This window comes from Sulfolobus sp. E5-1-F (assembly GCF_009601705.1).
Lineage (GTDB): Archaea > Thermoproteota > Thermoprotei_A > Sulfolobales > Sulfolobaceae > Saccharolobus.
This window is the reverse complement of the sequence record NZ_CP045687.1, coordinates 847,503-866,332: the sequence shown is the minus strand read 5'-3', so window position 1 is coordinate 866,332 and position 18,830 is coordinate 847,503. Positions and strand designations below refer to the sequence as shown.

16 protein-coding genes are annotated in these 18,830 nt (G+C 35.6%); 8 read left to right on the top strand and 8 right to left on the bottom strand.

Annotated elements, in window-relative coordinates:
• Positions 1 to 3 precede the first annotated feature (3 nt).
• The 3 genes from GFS03_RS04505 to GFS03_RS04495 all read right to left on the bottom strand — a co-directional run bounded on the left by GFS03_RS04505 (position 4) and on the right by GFS03_RS04495 (position 2,397).
• Entirely contained in the window at positions 4 to 390 is a 387-nt protein-coding gene (locus GFS03_RS04505) for a hypothetical protein (protein ID WP_153422703.1), read from the bottom strand.
• Complete coding sequence (locus tag GFS03_RS04500) at positions 387 to 1,748, bottom strand: purine-cytosine permease family protein (RefSeq protein ID WP_153422702.1); 1,362 nt, start codon at positions 1,746 to 1,748, stop codon at positions 387 to 389. The genes GFS03_RS04505 and GFS03_RS04500 overlap by 4 nt, the downstream gene beginning before the upstream one ends.
• A 169-nt stretch (positions 1,749 to 1,917) precedes the next feature.
• Positions 1,918 to 2,397 (bottom strand): Lrp/AsnC family transcriptional regulator, encoded by a 480-nt coding sequence (locus GFS03_RS04495; protein WP_153422701.1) that lies wholly within the window; start codon positions 2,395 to 2,397, stop codon positions 1,918 to 1,920.
• A gap of 197 nt (positions 2,398 to 2,594) precedes the next feature.
• Between GFS03_RS04495 and GFS03_RS04490 the strand changes: the two genes are divergently transcribed.
• On the top strand, positions 2,595 to 4,646 hold the full coding sequence (locus GFS03_RS04490; RefSeq protein ID WP_153422700.1) for a hydantoinase/oxoprolinase family protein: 2,052 nt from the start codon (positions 2,595 to 2,597) through the stop codon (positions 4,644 to 4,646).
• 2 nt (positions 4,647 to 4,648) lie between these two features.
• Positions 4,649 to 6,391, top strand: a complete 1,743-nt coding sequence (locus GFS03_RS04485) for a hydantoinase B/oxoprolinase family protein (protein WP_153422699.1) — start codon at positions 4,649 to 4,651, stop codon at positions 6,389 to 6,391.
• A 20-nt stretch (positions 6,392 to 6,411) separates the two neighbouring features.
• Here the strand turns inward: GFS03_RS04485 and GFS03_RS04480 are convergent, their stop codons facing one another.
• The 3 genes from GFS03_RS04480 to GFS03_RS04470 all read right to left on the bottom strand — a co-directional run bounded on the left by GFS03_RS04480 (position 6,412) and on the right by GFS03_RS04470 (position 8,915).
• Positions 6,412 to 6,813, bottom strand: coding sequence for an alpha-E domain-containing protein (locus GFS03_RS04480; RefSeq protein WP_153422698.1), 402 nt, complete (start codon positions 6,811 to 6,813; stop codon positions 6,412 to 6,414).
• 171 nt (positions 6,814 to 6,984) lie between these two features.
• Positions 6,985 to 7,602 carry a transglutaminase family protein gene (locus tag GFS03_RS04475; RefSeq protein ID WP_238699202.1) on the bottom strand — a complete coding sequence of 206 codons (618 nt, stop codon included), beginning with the start codon at positions 7,600 to 7,602 and terminating at the stop codon, positions 6,985 to 6,987.
• Positions 7,587 to 8,915 carry a circularly permuted type 2 ATP-grasp protein gene (locus tag GFS03_RS04470; protein ID WP_238699200.1) on the bottom strand — a complete coding sequence of 443 codons (1,329 nt, stop codon included), beginning with the start codon at positions 8,913 to 8,915 and terminating at the stop codon, positions 7,587 to 7,589. Before GFS03_RS04470 ends, GFS03_RS04475 begins: the two co-directional genes overlap by 16 nt.
• A 226-nt stretch (positions 8,916 to 9,141) precedes the next feature.
• Between GFS03_RS04470 and GFS03_RS04465 the strand changes: the two genes are divergently transcribed.
• Positions 9,142 to 10,443, top strand: a complete 1,302-nt coding sequence (locus tag GFS03_RS04465; protein ID WP_153422696.1) for an ATP-binding protein — start codon at positions 9,142 to 9,144, stop codon at positions 10,441 to 10,443.
• Positions 10,444 to 11,185: 742 nt separating this feature from the next.
• Positions 11,186 to 12,319, top strand: coding sequence for a hypothetical protein (locus tag GFS03_RS04460; RefSeq protein ID WP_238699198.1), 1,134 nt, complete (start codon positions 11,186 to 11,188; stop codon positions 12,317 to 12,319).
• A gap of 298 nt (positions 12,320 to 12,617) precedes the next feature.
• Here GFS03_RS04460 and GFS03_RS04455 read toward each other — a convergent pair whose 3' ends face one another.
• Together GFS03_RS04455 and GFS03_RS04450 are read right to left on the bottom strand one after the other, a co-directional pair.
• Complete coding sequence (locus GFS03_RS04455) at positions 12,618 to 13,451, bottom strand: ABC transporter permease (RefSeq protein ID WP_153422695.1); 834 nt, start codon at positions 13,449 to 13,451, stop codon at positions 12,618 to 12,620.
• A complete protein-coding gene (locus GFS03_RS04450; RefSeq protein WP_153422694.1) occupies positions 13,444 to 14,337 on the bottom strand; it encodes an ABC transporter ATP-binding protein in 894 nt (297 codons plus the stop codon). The genes GFS03_RS04455 and GFS03_RS04450 overlap by 8 nt, the downstream gene beginning before the upstream one ends.
• A gap of 92 nt (positions 14,338 to 14,429) precedes the next feature.
• Between GFS03_RS04450 and GFS03_RS04445 the strand changes: the two genes are divergently transcribed.
• The 4 genes from GFS03_RS04445 (at position 14,430) to GFS03_RS04430 (ending at position 18,411) form a co-directional block, all read left to right on the top strand.
• Entirely contained in the window at positions 14,430 to 15,281 is an 852-nt protein-coding gene (locus tag GFS03_RS04445) for a hypothetical protein (RefSeq protein ID WP_153422693.1), read from the top strand.
• A 155-nt stretch (positions 15,282 to 15,436) separates the two neighbouring features.
• Positions 15,437 to 16,243 (top strand): DUF1028 domain-containing protein, encoded by an 807-nt coding sequence (locus tag GFS03_RS04440; RefSeq protein ID WP_153422692.1) that lies wholly within the window; start codon positions 15,437 to 15,439, stop codon positions 16,241 to 16,243.
• Between the two features lie 70 nt (positions 16,244 to 16,313).
• On the top strand, positions 16,314 to 17,993 hold the full coding sequence (locus tag GFS03_RS04435; RefSeq protein ID WP_153422691.1) for an MFS transporter: 1,680 nt from the start codon (positions 16,314 to 16,316) through the stop codon (positions 17,991 to 17,993).
• Complete coding sequence (locus GFS03_RS04430) at positions 17,977 to 18,411, top strand: MarR family winged helix-turn-helix transcriptional regulator (RefSeq protein ID WP_153422690.1); 435 nt, start codon at positions 17,977 to 17,979, stop codon at positions 18,409 to 18,411. The genes GFS03_RS04435 and GFS03_RS04430 overlap by 17 nt, the downstream gene beginning before the upstream one ends.
• Positions 18,412 to 18,830 lie beyond the last annotated feature (419 nt).

The following is an 18,830-nucleotide window of genomic DNA, read 5'->3' as shown; positions in this document are numbered from 1 at the left end:
TAGTTACACCTTTATTACTGAGTATCCTTTCCTATATGAAATTGCTAATAGTGCAGAACCCCACAAAATTTGTATTATTGACAGAACGGACTCAATCACTATTATTTCTAACCTGGTGAACAGAACAGGGGCGTAAATTATTGATATGTAACCTAGAGCGAAAGAGACTATTAGCCACGCTGTTTGAACTCCTGCTCTTATTCTATCATCTTCTATCTGTTTGAAATAATATCTCCCAATTCCCCATATAGCTATTCCTAACGTAAGGATACCATAGACTAAGTTATAGTATTGTATAAACCCACTTGTAATGAAATATAGTGTACTGAAGATTAACCCCACTATAACGTTAGATATAGTAAATATTCTATAGTTATCAGACAATTTCATCTTAATATCCCCCCTTCATAGTTAAACGGCAATATTTCTGGACTCTTACCCATTGCTTTGATAATGTAGTATATTATTATATAGGATAGGAAGCCAGTAACTAAGGAGTTTATGGCTGGTATACCTGCATTTACAAAGTAACCTATTATTGAGCCTAATGCTAGAGCTAATATTCCTGCAATATTTATATTGTAATATTTATTATTTGGTACGAATTGATATCGTTTATGAGGATCTTGGATTTTATTAACGTATTTCTTCACAATGTAGAAGTCAGCTAGTACAATTCCTCCCATTGCTGGTAAAAAGTCTCCTAGTAAAGAGATAAAGTTCTCGAAGGGAGTTATGGATGAACCCGCAGAGAATCCGACATATGCAGCAATGGCAGTACCTATGACACCATTGATTATAGAGGCGATTTCACGTCTCATTGGAATTAGGTTAACTAAAGATAAGGAACCACTATATAGATTATCAGTGTTTATTATGAACTGACCGAAAACTATAATTAGTAAAACGCCAACTCCCATACCTAATTCCAGCATCGCGTTAGTTATTAAATAGGAACCAGTCGCTAACACTATTGCAACTCCTCCCAATATTAAGAATGGATATAGGAAAATTATGTGGGCAAACCACGCATATCCAGCATCCTTCGCTGATTTGGCAAATCTGGAGATATCGGGAGAAATTATAGTCCCAGCACTATATAATCCTATAGTAGCAGATATACCGTCAAGCAAGCTCATATGGCTTGTAGGAACAGCTGTCATAACTGTGTGGAATCCCCCTTTAAGTGCTAATACTATTGCTATTCCTATTGCTATCAGCCATATATGAAACGGAATTGTAAAGTAACTTAGGAAAGACAGCATCCTATAGCCTACATATGTCATTATTGTCATCAAAATTCCTCCCCAAATTGCGGCTACTCCAACAGAAAAGAATGGATTATTTGGGAATATCTCACTCATTACTATACCAAATAGCCATGTTTCTACTGCATACCATCCTATTCCCGTAGTTATAGTTATCAGTAACAATCCAGCAATTTTACCTCCCCATCTTCCTAAAGGATGTCTCCACATAACGTATGTGGAAAGACCACTATAAGCTCCCACTGCTGCAGTTAATGAACCTAAGATGCCTAATACTACTGTCCCCGACAGCACTGCAATCATAGCCTGAGAAAATGTGAGACCATAACCTAGTGCTCCTCCAGCCCATATTACAGCTATTGCACCATATACAGATGAAAATACTAGAAAAACGTTAAAGAAACCATATCTGGAATCTTTAGGGACTTCCTTCAATGAATAATCGTCGTATTTTGAGCTAATTTCCTCCTTTCCGGTCATATTTTCTAATGTTTAAAAATGAGATAAAAGCATTATGATAGTTTAGAAGAAATAGTTTTTTAAGAAAATAACTATTATTAACGCTATTATCTAGTCAACTATTCCATTATCTCTATTCCAAAAAACTAGATTATTGTAGTCTATTAGACTGTGAGTTTTTAAGTAAGGTTTATATACTAGAAAGAATCGATTTTCCCCACGCCTTATAAGTTTTTACTACATAATTAATTCTGTAATCTTGAACAGCTCTATCACTAATAATTTTTAATGACTCTTCCTTTAACTTAGCAATATTGTTATGAAATAATCTTATGAGTAAATCCCAATCTCCCATATATTCAGTTACCTCATATACTAGATCATTTGCTATAAGTTTGTTTATAAATTGCTCCCTTAGTACTATATCATTCTTCAACTTTACTAAGAGGTCCGCATACGGTATACCTAAGTTTTGCAAAACTACCACACCAACTATTCTTAAAATCCCAGAATTTTGCAGTTTTACTCTTCTTAATCTCACAGCAGTCTTTGAAAGTCCAACTAATTTACCCAGCTTAGCGTCAGAGATATTCGCGTCCTGATTTAAAAGTTTCAAAATCCTTATATCTTTATCATCAAGATAGTTTCGAAATACCTCTTCCCATGACATTTCTCAACTTAATAAAATCTATAAAAATAACTGTTATTTATAATTTTCTTTTGACTAGTCCATCATTGTCTAACAACAAGCATATTACGACAGTAAGAAAGGATATTATCATACGTTGTTTAGTCTATTTAAAACATTCTGCTGACATAAAGGACTATTAGACTGCTTAATATCTTTAAATCAATACAACTTAATCAATGATAAGAGTGGGCATAGATATAGGAGGCGCTTTCACTGACGTGGTGGTCTACAACGAAGACAACGGAGATATAAGTTGGGCAAAGGTAGAGACAACACCCGACGACCCGTCAAATGGCGTTCTTGAGGCAGTAGACCAAGTTAAGATAAATTTAGGTTATGTAAATACCATAATTCACGGTCAGACACTAGCCATAAACACAATAGTAGAAAGGAAAGGAGCAAAGGTAGGTCTAATCACAACTAAGGGCTTTAGAGATATCCTAGAAATCCAAAGGGCTAATAGAAGAGATATGTACAATTTCAAATATAAGAAACCTACTCCATTCGTTCCGAGATATTTAAGACTGGAGGTCACCGAGAGGATAAAGAGCAATGGCGATATTTTAATGCCTCTTAACGAAAACGAAGCTGTCGAAGCGATTAAAAGACTAAAAGATGAAAACGTAGAAGCCATTGCTATAAGTTTTATCAACTCTTACGTTAACCCTATACATGAACTTAAGATAGGAGAAATCATCAAGAGAGTTGATCCTAATATTATGGTAACGTTATCTCATGAGGTCACTAGAGAGTGGAGAGAGTACGAGAGAACTAGTACAGCTGTACTTAACGCATACGTTATGCCAAAAATGAGCAAATACTTAAGCAAACTGGAAAATGAATTTAAAAATAGAGGTTTTAAGGGAAATTATTTCGCTATGCTTTCCAATGGAGGTATGGCTACATTCGACTACGCTAAAAGATTTCCAATATATACCTTAGAATCCGGTCCGGTAGCAGGAGTTATCGGTGCTATTAAAATAAGTGACACATTAGGAGAAAAAAACATTATAGCGATGGATGGTGGGAGTACTACCACTAAAGCTAGTCTAGTGAGAAATCTAGAACCCAATATAAATACTGATTACTATGTCGGAAGAGATAAGTACAATCCGGGATACCCAGTGAAAGTCCCAACATTAGACATAGTTGAAATAGGTAATGGCGGGACGAGTATTGCTTGGATAGATGAAACAAGCAATTTAAAAGTAGGACCTAGAGCGGCTGGGGCTTACCCAGGGCCAGTATCTTATGGGAAAGGAGGTAAAGACATCACTGTGACAGATGCTTATATAATCTGTGGATTTCTAAATCAAGAAGAACTACTTGGCGGGAAAATAAAGGTTAACAAAAGACTTGCTGAAGAGGCTATTTCAAGTATTGCGAAACACTATGGCATGTCTATTGAAGAGGTCTCCTATGGCATAATTAAAATTGCTAACGATAATGCAGTAAATGCAGTGAGGTTAATATCGGTTCAAAGAGGATACGATCCAAGAGAGTTTACCTTAGTAGCATACGGTGGCTCTGGTCCAATGTTCGCTCCATTTGTTGCAGAAGAATTAGACATAAAGAAGATAATAGTACCATTTCTCCCCGCTGGAGTATTCTCTGCATGGGGAATGCTTGTTTCAGATATTAGACACGACCTTGTATTGTCCTATCCTTTAAGGATTGACAAGGAAAGAAGTGTAGATCTGATAAATGAAAAATTTAATGAACTAGAGAACAAAATACGGTCCATATTAGTATCGGAGGGATTCAAAGAGGAAGACATCATAATGCTAAGATACGCTGAGATGAGATATTTCGGTCAAGAACATACTGTAAAAGTCAGTATAATGCCAGGGGAGATTGGAAGTAAGGAATTGGAGGAGATAGAGAGAAGGTTCCACGAAGCCCATGAAATCGCATATGCATTTACCTTAGATAGCCCAATCGAAATAGTGAACTTTCATGTAAGTGGTGTAGTTAAGGCTAAGGATATTCCATTAAAGAAGATAGTGAGGAATAATTCAGATATTAGTAAGGCATTAATAGGAAAAAGAAAGGTATTCTATGAAGGGAAATATGAGGAGTGGGATGTGTATAATAAAGAATATTTGCCAGTTAATTACCAAGTAGTAGGTCCAGCAATCATAGAAGACCCAACTTCCACATCATTAATACTAGAAGGGCAGACGGGAATGCTAGATAGTTATGGTAATCTAATTATTGAGAGGGACTGACAATGGTAGATCCATTCACTTTGGAAATTATAAAGAATGGTCTTGTAGTAGCGTCTGAGGAGATGTTCTACGCCTTTGGAAGAACCGCTAAAAGTCCCGTTATTTATGAGGTTTTGGATTACGCTGTTGGAATAACCGACTCCAAGGGGAGAGGTCTGGTAGCACAAGCACCGGGAGTACCAGGATTCTCTGGGGTTTTAGACTTTACTATAAGAGAAGTATTAGAAAAATGGAAAAGTGATATAAATCCAGGTGATGTTATAGCTACTAATATCCCATACTCGGGTGGTACGCATCTCAATGACGTCGCATTAATTATGCCTATGTTCGCTAAAGATACATTAGTCGGGTTCATAGTAAATAAAGGGCATTGGAGTGAAATTGGGGGGATGCACTTCGGCAGTTGGAGTTCAGATGCCACGGAAATATTCCAGGAGGGGCTTCAACTACCAAACATTAAATTATACATTGGAGGAAAACCCAATAGGGACGTAATTGATATAATATCTGCTAATTCCAGAATGCCTAATGCTACATTAGGGGACATGGAAGCACAAATGGCTTCTATGAAAATTGCAGCTAGGAGAATAAATGCACTTATTGAGAAATATGGTTTAGAGAACGTAATTGAGGCTATGGACAAGCTCATAGAAGATGGGGCTAAATTAAGTAAGTTGAAACTAGCGAAGTTACCGAAAGGTAAATTTGAGGCGGAAGACTATATTGACGATGACGGAATTTCCGACAATCCCGTTTACGTTAAGGTAAGAGTTACCATAACTGATGAAGAGTTCGTTGTCGACTTCACCGGAAGCTCTAATCAAGTCAATGGGCCTATAAATTCTCCTCTACCAGCTACTGTTTCTGCAGTTAGAGAAACATATATGGCTATAACAGATCCTCGTGCCTTACCTAATGCAGGGTTCTTCTCACCTCTAAAAGTCATAGCACCTGAGGGAAGTATATTCAATCCCAGAAAACCGGCCCCGACGTCAACGTACTGGGAGTCAATGTCATACGCAACAGACTTAGTATGGAAAGCACTCGCCCCTTACGTACCTGACAAATTATCCGCAGGACATTTCTTATCAATATTAGCTACAATCTTAGGAGGATATGATGAGAAAACGGGTGAACCGTTTGCGATCGTAGAACCTCAACCAGGTGGTTGGGGAGGATGTAATGATAGAGACGGAGAAAGCGCACTAGTGGCCAGCGGTGATGGAGAAACATATATAGCTTCTGCAGAGGTCTATGAAAGAAAAATGCCTATTTTAGTTGAAAGAGAAAGTCTAAACACAGAAGATGGTCCGGGTCATGGAAAATACAGAGGAGGTCTGGGAATTATTAAGGACTACGTAGTATTATCTAAAGAAGCGTATTTTACGGTCTCAATAGGAAGATCCAAATTCCCGCCATGGGGAATTAATGGTGGATTTAATGGTCCTCCAAACTACGCAGTAATTTACAAGAAAGGAGAGAAGCCTAGAGTTGTAAGAAAAGTTGCAGCAGTAAAACTAGAGTACGGAGATAAGGTAAGTTTACATAGTGCCGGAGGAGGAGGTTGGGGAGATCCTTTAGATAGGGATCCAGAACTAGTCTTACAAGATGTAAAAAATGAATATATTACACAAGATGTAGCACAAAAAGTTTATGGGGTAGTAATTGAGAACGGGAAAGTGAACTACGATAAAACGATAAACTTAAGAAAAATCATGCGAGAATCTAAGGAAAATAAGAGTTAAAATATTTTTTAAAGTGTATCTTATTCTGGTTGATTTTCTTGCTGTGATCTTATCCTTATCTCACTTCTAACTTCCACGAAGAAATTCTCCAGGCTACTTCCAATACCATATACTCCATTGAGTAAATGCTTGAAGTAACTTTCTGGATCCGATTTATCAGAATCTATTAGGAATTCAAGACCATTAACTTGAACTATAATCTTCTCATCAGCAAAACTTCTGATGTCTTCCCTAAAATACTGAAATGTCATCCTAATGTAGTTTATCAGTTCATTCTCGTCGTTTAACCCAATCTCCTTAGCAACAGCGTTTATACCTAGTCCATTATTTATTGCTAGTAAGGACATCCTACATATGCTTTCTATTCTCTCCAAATATCTTCCAGCCCAATAAATCTTATACGCAATACTCTTAGGAAGCATTTCTCTCCACCCTTATCCTCACTTCTTTAAGCCAACCCCTTCCAGAACTAACGAAAAATCCTACCACTGGACTGACGTCATTGAAGTCCCTACCAACTGCGAACTTTATATAACCCAGATTGTAAAACCTACCTCTTGTCGGATCAACGTCTAGCTAAGTACCATCTGGAGTTAATACTTCAATCCATGCGTGAGTAGCCTAGGGTTATCATTAACTACTCCCATAACATATCTGGCAGGAATGCCTAAAGCCCTAAGCAATCCCAATGTGATATGAGTATAATCTTGGCAAACTCCATAACCCAAACTAAATGCCTCATAAGCTGTAGTGTTAATGTTCGTAACTCCGGGCTTATACGTGATCTTCTTCCTCACGAAATTGATTACCGTTTCTACTACTTCCCCAAGTGTCCTTAAACCCTTTGTCAATTCCTTAGCTACTTTTTGGAAAGGTTCTGGGTCAACTAATCTCGTTGGTAAGAGATATTCGTTAAAGCCGTAGTCATATGGGAACTCGTAGTCAAGCTTTATCACTTTTTTATCAACCCTCACTTCACTTTTGGAGTATATTTCCAATCTCTTATGTACCTCTTGAACCTTTACCTTATATACGAGGTTTCCGAAGATGTCAATATAGGACGTTTTATAACCATTAGGTATAGTGTAAACTTCATGGGATATTAGCAGTTGATTATCCCCATTATATGGAACAATCTTCAATGTGTTTTCATTTGATATAACGTCTGCCTCATATTCGTAAATGCTTGAATATTCTACTCTATAATCCATAAAGGTTTCACCATTCCTCCAGAGGAGTTATTAGTTATCCTACTTCCCACTATTCCAACTCTACTTAAAACTGCACTGGCAACTTTGTCATAATACGTGAAGATTCTCATATCGGCGTAAGTTTCATAAAACGAATCGTTAACCACAGAAACTACCGTATCGAAGTCGAGAACTTCTTGCGCTATAAAGTTTTCATATTCCTTATAAATCTCTTTCAAAACGTTTATATTATCATCCTTAACTATTGCCAAGCCGATACCACCATAACCCTCTCTCTTCTTTATAACATATCTTGTAGGCTGGGTAATAACTTTCTTTAGATTTTCCTTTTCGTATAAACAGAACGTTAATGGTTGTCTAACATAATTTAGTTTAATACCATATCTCTCAGCCAAATAAGGTACCCATACAAATGTTGCCTTATCGTCAGCTATCCCAGTTCCCGGAGCATTAGCCAACGTTACCCAACCCCTCAAATAGGCTTTTATTAAACCTGGCGTTAGGTAATCTAAATCCTCAATCCTTCTGTAAATTACATCAACGTGGACTTCACCCTCATCTACAGTTTTCACTACTACTTCCTTATCCTTAATGTAAATATCCTTAGGTTCAACTTGTATTATTCCTAATTTATCGGAAATAAACTTGTGTTCGAAATAGGCTGAATTGTAGTTACCGTCAGTTAAGATAGCTATGACAGGGTCTTTACTATTGCTTACATAACGTAAAATGTCGTAAAGGTAGTTTAGCCCGTTAATTTGAATTATCTTGTTATCATAACCTTCTTTTAACTCTGGTAGAAACCTATCAATGTATTCAAAGGCCTTATACGAATATGATATTCCAGATGGAATTCTCAAATTGTCCTCTAAAATAAATGGTATGCCGTTCATTCTAACTATGTCAGCACCGTAAACGTGAATGTAAATATCTTTAGGTGGTGAGAATCCCATCATTTCCGGCCTAAAGTATGGAGTTGTTTTTACTATCCAGTCTGGAATAGGAGTTGATCCCTCTTGATATATTTCTTTTATGAACTTATTAAGCACATAGCTTCTAGCTACTAAATAATTTGAAATTTTGAAGAAGAGTACTGATGTAACTATTCTAGGTATAACATCAATCGGTGTGCTTCTGTAATTTGACGAAGTGTAAAAAGTGAAACCCTCCATATAAGCTTGTAAGTTCACGATCTTGCTTAAATGAAATATTCTGTCCTTAAGTTTTTCAATGTTTTCTATTAGCCTTGAGTAAATTGGATCCATCAGAAATTCATTGTAGTTACTATCCTTTGTGAGCTTTCTTATTTTCACATTTAAAGATATGTAATACAAACATTTTAAGCTTTCAAAACGATATCTACATAAACACTTTACTGCTAAATTAACAGTATTTTACGGAAATGTTTAAGTAAAAGGGAGTAGATTTCATTATATATTTATAAATTTTACACCTCTTTCCAAGGACAACTTTGTAAAAGTTCACCAAAGGTAACTAACTATCAGCATGCAGGTAAGGCTTAAAATCATATTCTAAAATATGATATTTGTGAATATGATATTTGTGGATAGGGAAGAAGAACTTGAAAGCTTAAAGAAGAGGATTTCCTCACCAAACTTCGAATTAATAATAATATACGGGAGGAGAAGAATAGGAAAAACGAGTATAGCTTTAAGGGCAATAGAGGGGATGGAGAAGAACTCTGTTTACTATCTAGCGACTGAGCGAAACAATTTGCCTAAATTTAAGGAAGTTTGTAAGCTGAAATTTCCCGAGATCGATTATGTAAAAGAGGATTGGGAGGCTCTGTTCAATTTTCTAAAGGATAAAATAATAATCATAGATGAGTTCCCTTACATGATTGAGGAGGATAAGACAATGCTATCAACGTTACAGAGGATTGTTGATACTGTTCTTTCGAATACTAGAACAAAGCTGATCCTTATAGGATCTTCAATTTCAGTAATGGAAGATGTTTTGACTTATAAGAGCCCATTATATGGAAGGAGAACTGGATCAATGAAAATAAAAGAGCTTAAATTTAAGTCGTTAAAAAATTACGGATTTGACATTGACGAGGCTATAAAAATTTATGGTTTTGCCGGAGGAGTACCCCTATATCTAAATAAGGTTAAGCCACCTTTCATTAAGTGGATTAACGATGAACTGAAAAGGGTTGACTCCTTCATAAGGGATGAGGTTGACTTCCTTCTGCGATATGAATTTAGGGATATCTCTACGTATAAAGAGATACTGTACGCAATAGCTTTAGGAAAAAACACTTTGGGAGAGATAAAGGACTTCGTGAAAATTGGGGGAGATGTAAGTTCTTACTTGAAGAAGATTGAGAGGATAGAGTTAATATCCAGGGAAATCCCTGTAATGGAAACTAACGTTAAAAAGGGGGTTTACGTAATAGTTGATAATTTTACTAATTTTTGGTTCAGATTCGTTTATCCTAATCTGAGTTTAATTGAGGAAGGGAAGTATGAATTAGATGATAAAAAATATAATGAGTATCTCGGTATCGTATTTGAAAAGGTTGCCAGAGAATATATTAAGGACAAATATTCCATTAGAAAGATAGGTAGGCAATGGTATAAGGACGTGGAAATTGATATTTTAGCAATAGGAGATGAGATAATAGCCGGAGAGTGTAAGTGGAGTGACGGAGTTAATCCAGATAAAGTGTTAGCCGAATTGGAGGATAAGACTAGAAGGTTAAGGATTGAAGTAGATAAATACGTAGTTTTCGCTAAGAACTTTTCGAAGAAGGAGAAATTAGAAGGCAACGTTAAACTAGTAGATTTAGAGGAACTGAGAAGATGGTACTTGTCTTAACGTTAATAATCTTTTTAAAAATTTTAAAACGTGAAAAATTACGTTATTCGATTTAAGTTAGCTATGGTTATGGTAGTATGTAACAATTTCCTCCAATAGGATTTTATAAGGGAGTGTTCTCACACAGTCATTTTGTTTGATATATTACAGTAAAATTATATCAGACTAAAAATTTTCACAATTAATCGTCTTAACCTATATGTTAGAATTAGAACGCTAAGGATGGTCTCTGAGGTAACGCTACTAAACGATACCTACTTGAAGGAATACAATATATTTTAGGGATAATCTGATAGATATAATTTTACTAATAGTTCACGAATAAGATGGTTGTATGAGAACACTCCCTTAAACAATATCCACAAAGTCTGTCGTAAGAGAAACCTCATAAATTCATGAAAATTATTGAAGACTAGATTAAGGAACTTATTCTTGAATATAAAGGATATTGAGGTAAGCTTTTTTAATTATCTCATTTAACTCGCTTTTGACTCTTTTGTGAGATATAGATGTTGTACATATGACCAGATCTAGTGAGTGATAATACATCAGAGTATATATTCGTAATCTTCTTACATAAAATTTTTATCTAACAGACTGAGTAATTATAGAAAAATTACCTAATTCGTTAAAGTATAAACTCTATTGATTTCACATAAGTCGTAAACGCTATACGCTAATTGTTAACCTGCATCTAATTGAAAACCTAAACTATTTAATTCACTACATGTTAGGAATATTTATGAAAGGGATAGTTGTTATTCTTCTATTTCTATCAATGATTTTAGTTCCTACTGTCTACGCTGGATATGATTATGGATATGAATTTGGATACGTTAATATGAATGGAATACAAGCCATAGTTACTCTCTATAACATATCACTTCAACCCGGGTCTCCCACTATTTCAGTTCAGGAAAACTTGTGTCTTAATTTAAATGGTAGCAACATTTTTGTTCAAAATGTAATCATTCCTTCAATTTTAACTAAAGCAGGATATGAGGTGGAGTATATAAATAGTATTTTCTATAACGGTACATATCATATTTTTTCCTATTACTACCTAGTTGGCCGTAGTTTTAATTTAACAACAGTATGGTTCAACACCAGTGACAAGCTTCTAATTACATTTTACATCTCTAACGGTAGTGTATCTTTGAATAAAACTTGGGTTCTGTACGGAAATTACTTGGGAATAGTCTACTCCGGTTATGACGCTGGGACTGTGGTTGTGGGATATGGGAATGGTGCTACGGCTTACCTAGGAAAAGGTTTTAACGTATCTATAAGTGAGTTTTACAGATACAATAATGGTTGGTACGTTCCACCGATAGCCTATAGTGGATATCCAATTACTGGTGAGAGTGCTTTAAACGGTTACGCATACTATTACAATGGAGAAGTTTGGGTGACTTACGGTAATGCTAGTGACCAGATGTTATACAATTTTAGTGTAATAATTGTTAACAATACTATTTTCACTTTCCCGAAGGGTAGTTTATGGCTAGCAAATGGAAGGTTCTTCACTAACTCCATACCTTTTAAGGAAGACCTAATTATTAGCCCATTTTATTACTTTAATCACTCTTTTATTGCTAAAAAACAATTATTGTTGAAATTTAACAATTATACTGAAATCGATGGGATAAAGGGAAAAACGTTTTTCCTTCCCACATCTGAAAACGTTTATATAAAGGAAAACGGAAAGTGCATAGCGATGTTCCTTAATCAAAGCATTATAGAGCAAAAACAAGGAGAATATATGCCAAATAATAATAATTTTTTATATCTCCTCATTCTAACTACAGCTTGTATCTTTTTCATCATAGTCCTTTTAGTGAATTATAAAATAATTAATAATAAGAAGAGTCGGTGAACGTAATGAATATTGTTATCGCAAGCATGAAACTTATATAGAGTGTCTTCATATTCTGATGAAGAGATATTATATTATATAAAAAGGATTAAACACGAATTTCACAAAGGTAAACCCTGGACTTCTTAGAAACAAAAAATATGAGCTGGATCTGTTAACTATCCCATTTCCGTAACTATATCTTATTATTAAGAAATTTAGATATTATCCCTCAAGTACCATTTACCCAATATAATTTCAGCTTTTTTGTACCTCTAATTGTGTAGCGTAAAAAATTTCTCGCTATTTTATAACTTCACTAACTTATCCTCTTTGGTATATCTCTTTCTAGGAAGTTTATTAAGGCAGGGATAAACGCTACTATGGAATAGACAATTATTGATAAAATTGCCAAATTCACGTTATTACTTACTGAGGGAAATATGTTCAATCCTCTCACGATTGTTGAAAACGGTGTGTTCTGTAAAAGCATAAATGGTAATTCTGTTGCACCCCAGGTTGGTAGGTACTCGGAAATCATCTCATAACTCTTATTTCCCGTTAATATAGAGACGAAGATCAGCACATTAGATATTATTACTGAGGCTATTAGGATGAATCCACTAATTGTAAAGGATAGGTTACTCCTCCTTAATATCTCACCTATTGCAAAGGCGATGTTCAAGAAGACTAGGGTTGAAAATAATACAGAGAAGAAGAGCTCTGGTAATAGTATTAGATCACTTTGCGCTCCAAAGAAAAGTGAGGAAAGTATTAAGGCGATCACTACCATGAATAGATAAATGATTAAAAGTAATGAGAAAGAACCCAGCCACTTCTCTACAATAAACCTCAACCTCGTTATTGGCTTTGATATGAAATAATCCACTGTACCTTGTTCATATTCTTCAGCCATAGATCCGGAAGCTATTGATATTGCTAAGAAGTGTATTAGGAGGACTTGTGGTAATAGTACTCCAAGAGCCCATAAATAGGGAGAGAGGGGGATTATTAAGGTCTTCAATGACGGTGAAGGTGCTAAGTATATTGCTATGTAAATTCCTAATTCAAAGATGAACGTTATTACGGATAGTACTATAACCTTTTTCCTAGCTATTGCCCTTCTCCACTCATAAATCATAATCTCAAACATTTCTTAACGCCCTCATGTAAGCCTCTTCTAAGTTTAGGTCAATATAGAAACCTTTTACTCTAACACCACTTGTAACTAAATCTCTTAACAATTCCTCCCTTTTATCCTCCTCTAGTTTGACTATCAATTTGTTCGCCTCGTTGAATACCCCTTTAACGTATTCTATCCCCTTTAGAGCTCCCTCAGCTTTTTCAATTTCGTCCGTTTCTATTACAACTTGTATACCTAAGAACCGCTTAACCATGTCCTCAACGGTACCAGTAAAAACTATCCTCCCCTTATATATCATGAATATTCTATCAGACAACTTCTTAACGTCCTCTAATTCGTGAGATGTCATTAGAATTGACACGTTATTCTCCCTCTTAAGTTTGTTCAATATCTCCCTGGTCTTTAAGGAAAAGATTGGGTCAACTCCCATATTTGGCTCGTCCATTATCAGAACAGACGGATTCCCAAGTAAGGCTTCGGCGATTGCTATTCTTTGAACCATACCCTTACTGTATTTAATTACAGGGTTATTAGCAAAGTTCTCCATTTCCACAAATTCTAGAACTCTCTTAACATCACTTTTATCAGCTCCCCTTATCTTAGCTGAAAGTTCTAATACTTGTTTTCCAGTTAGAAATGGTGGGTAGTTGGGTATTTCTTGGACATAACCAATCTCCCTAAAAATTCTCTTGTTATGGAATGGATTCTCTCCTAGGATTCGAATTTCACCCTTATCTGGTTTCATCAAAGTTAGTAGGATTCGTATAAGTGTTGTTTTTCCCGCACCGTTAGGGCCAATTAGTGACACAAATTCACCCTTCTTAACATCCAATGAAACATCATTTAACGCTGGCTTACTGCCGTACTTTTTGACTACATTGCTTACACTGATCATTGCTATTTAATAATAATATATACCCTCGTTTAAAAGCGTATGTTGTATCGGGTTTGCAAAAAGTTTATTTGTCAACTAAAAGAGTATAGTGTATGAATTGGAAGATACCGATTATTTTAACGATTATTGTTGCGATTTCTGCGTTTATCGTAGTTCTCGCTAACTCACATTACACTACTCAGAATTCTCCTAAAACTGATGCATTTCAATATACCACATTAGGCCAAATTCATACATATAATATTTCACCCGTAACCAATTTCGTCTCGTATTATATTAATAACACTAATTCAACACTATTTTTATCACTAGCATCTCAAATAGTCGGAAACGGTACAGTAAACTTCATAACGTTCAATAACACTTACGCCACAATAGGTTATTTTAAGGCTTCTAGTCCCTTATCTTCGTTCGCCTTTACAATAATAAACAAGACGTTAGTTAAACATGGCTTTAAATATGCCCAATATAACAGCCTACTCTATGATTATAAAAACACTACTGCGTTCGGATTTGATGGATATTACTTTTATGTTGTTAATGACAACTCAAGTGTTAACGTTACACTTTTTCTCCTAAAGTATCTTTACACTTCACAGAAGGTATTCGCGCCACACCCCTCTAGCAATGTGATAGCCTATGGTAATTCATCTTATGGTAGTTTTCAATTACTATCATCAAATAACCAACTAATATTGAAGAGTACTGGTAACTTCAGTAATGTGACCAAACTTTTGAAGTACTTTAATATAACTATAGGTAACTTTACCGTTGCAGGGAAAGTTGTTTATAATAACGGTACTGTTGTAGTCTATTCAATAAATGCCACTTATGAAAATAAGAGTTTATTCGTAATGATAGGGATAAACAAACAAGAGAATTACGGTATTGCTATAGTATCTCATCAAGAAATAAGCTTAGGCGAGGTATTGAAGGAATTATAACTTTTTTCTTTTTTAATATTAAAGTTTTTATATTAGTGTAACTTTACTATTACTTACTGAATATGTATCAGAACACTCACTTCTTCTCTTTAATAAGATGAATGGCATTACGTAAAGGTAAATTGCTTATATATAAGTTTTAGGATATACATGATATGACATTCTCAATAGTTATTTATGAGCCTAATGAGAAAGCCTGGGGTGTAGGTGTTGCAAGTAAATTCTTAGCTGTCGGTGCATTTGTACCGTGGTTGAAACCAAATGTTGGTGCAATTGCTACGCAAGCTTTAGCTAATTTGACATATGGTACAAATGGACTGTCTTTATTGGAAAAGGGTTATAGCGCATCAGATACTATAAGAATTCTAACTGAGTCGGACCCTTTAAGGGAAAAGAGACAAATTGGCGTGGTTGACTCTAAGGGCAACGCTTCGGCCTTTACTGGAAGGGAATGTTACTCATACGCTGGGCATATCGTTGGAAACAATTTCACTGTACAAGGTAATATATTAGCTGGGGAAGAGGTTTTAGAGGCAATGGCAAAGGAGGCTGAAGGTAAGGGTAAGATTTATGAGAGAATTTTCAGAGCGCTAAAGGCTGGTGAGAGTAGGGGTGGGGATAAAAGAGGTAAGCAGAGTGCTGCAATAATTGTTGTTAAAGCGGTTGAAAGGAGTGAGAAGGAAATTGACCCATTAGTAGTAGGAAAGTACGTGGATTTGAGGGTTGATGATAGCCCAGATCCCTTAAGGGATTTGGAGAGACTGTTGGATTTATGGGTTGCTACTTTTGTTGAGGAGGAAATGGTAAACGTTAAGGATTATGAGGATCAGATTAGGGATGCTTTGAAAAGATGGGGATATAATGATTTGAGAACTTGGGTTGAGATGAATAATTTCGAGGGGAAGTACACTGGGGATAAGATTGGTAAAAGTGTGCTGAAGGTCTTACTATCTAAAAGTTAAGAGTTTAAAAATTAATTTATTATAAAGTGAGGAGTAAAAGATTAAATAGTTAAACATTTACCTTCTAATTATGCAATACAAATGGATTGCCTTAAGCAATACGACAATTGGAGTACTAATGGCTTCAATAAACGGCACAATAACACTAATCTCACTTCCTGCCATATTTAGAGGAATTAACATTAACCCATTTACCTCATTTCAGTACTTACTATGGATATTAATGGGGTATAATGTAGTTACCGCAACCTTATTGGTGTCATTTGGTAGACTATCTGACATTTTCGGAAGGGTTAGATTATACAATTTAGGTTTTTTAATATTCACAATTGGCTCGATCCTTCTATTCTTAACTCCAAATTCTGGTAGTCTAGGTGCATTAGAGTTAATAGTGTTTAGAATTGTACAAGGAATAGGTGGAGCTTTTCTCTTCGCTAACAGTGCAGCAATAATTACTGATGCATTTCCATACAACGAGAGAGGTAAGGCTTTAGGAATAAACCAGATTGCGGCTTTAGCTGGGTCATTAGTTGGGTTAATACTAGGGGGAATATTGTCTACAATAAATTGGAGATACGTATTCTTAGTTAGTGTCCCAGTTGGTATATTGGGTACAATATGGAGTTATGCTAAATTGAAGGAAATCTCAGCACCAAGCAGAAGTGAAGGTATAGATTGGGTTGGTAACTTAACTTTTGGTTTGGGTTTGATTCTAATTCTTATTGCAATAACTTACGGATTACTACCATATGGTGATTCTCAGCTAGGATGGGGAAACCCATTCGTAATTGGATCAATGATAGCTGGTTTAGGATTAATAGGAGCTTTTATTAACGTGGAGACTAAGGTGAAGTATCCCATGTTCAGATTGGAATTGTTTAAGATTAGAATGTTTGCAGCGGGTAATTTAGCTAGTTTTCTGAGGTCAATAGCTTATGGTGGGTTAATGATCATGTTAATAATATTCTTACAAGGAATATGGCTTCCATTACATGGTTACAGCTATGAGGAAACTCCATTCTGGGCTGGTATATATACTATACCACTAATGATAGGATTCGTAACTATGGGGCCAATTAGTGGTTGGCTTTCAGATAAGTATGGTGCTAGGCTCTTGGCAACTTTAGGTATGGTGATCGTAGGTATAGGATTTCTCCTATTAACGTTACTACCTTACAATTTCAACTACGCTGAGTTTGCTGGCATAATATTCCTAATGGGACTAGGGAATGGAATGTTCGCCTCTCCCAACACTGCGTCAATAATGAATTCTGTACCACCTAAATATAGAGGAGCTGCATCGGGAATGAGAGCTACAATACAAAATACTGGTCAAACCTTAAGTATGGCGTTATTCTTCACCATAGTCATCATCTCTTTAGCCTCAACTTTGCCAAGTGCATTAGCGAATGCGGTAACTCAAGCTGGTGCTCCTCAGTTAGCACCATTGATGCAAAAGATACCAGTAACAGGGGCATTATTTGCAGCGTTCTTAGGATATGATCCAGTGAAGACTATCATATCGTCATTACCTCCAGGGATAACTGTACCCGCTCAAGCTGTTGCAATAATGGAACAACATGATTGGTTTCCAGAGGCTATCGCACCATCATTTATGATAGCCTTAAGAGAAGCATTTTACATTAGTGCAGTTTTAACGTTTATTGCTGCTATTGCCTCAGCCCTAAGAGGAAGGAGAGTTATTGCAGAACAACTAGATGGAGGTGTAGTAAATGCAAAAAATAGATGAAAAACTCCAATTAATGAATACTATAGCTAAAATCTATAGAGGCTCAATAAAGGAGTTCAACAATAGGTTAGGGAAGTTAATGAGCTTATCTTATCTTGACTTCTCAATACTTAAGGCGACATCAGAGGAACCTAGATCAATGGTTTACTTAGCGAATAGGTACTTTGTGACTCAATCAGCAATTACTGCAGCAGTTGATAAACTTGAGGCAAGGGGGTTAGTTAGAAGAGTTAGGGATAACAAGGATAGACGAATTGTAATAGTTAAGATAACTCCTAAAGGTAGGGAAGTATTGTTAAAAGCTAATGAGATTCTTAGAGATTTGGTAGATGAAATGTTGAGTGATATAGAAGACGTTTCAGAATTGCTACAAGGTCTAAGCAAAATACTTTCTAAAATAGGAAGTTCCAAAGAGTAAGTTTTTTACACAACGTTCTATACACTTGACTTGTTCTATATTCGGAACTATAGAGAAGAGTTTGTCGATGTTCATGTTCTCGTATCTATTCTTACTTGATTTTTTTACGATATCATAAAGATAAGATTCATTAACCATTTTTACAATATTAAGTGAGCTAAGGGTAAAAGTGAATAATAAGAGCGTTATATTAAAATGGAGTTACCATTGTACCTATAGTGCTAACGATAGTAATTATAGTCATACATCGATTTACCTATAATCGTTTACTACTCCTATTATATATCCCACTTACATAATTTGAAGGAAAAGCTTTCAAACCTCTCAGTATCGTTCAACAGACTACGTTTGTCATCATATAAATTCCACAATTATCCCCTTTGATTAAGATTCACGTTATATCTTTATGGACTGGTTAA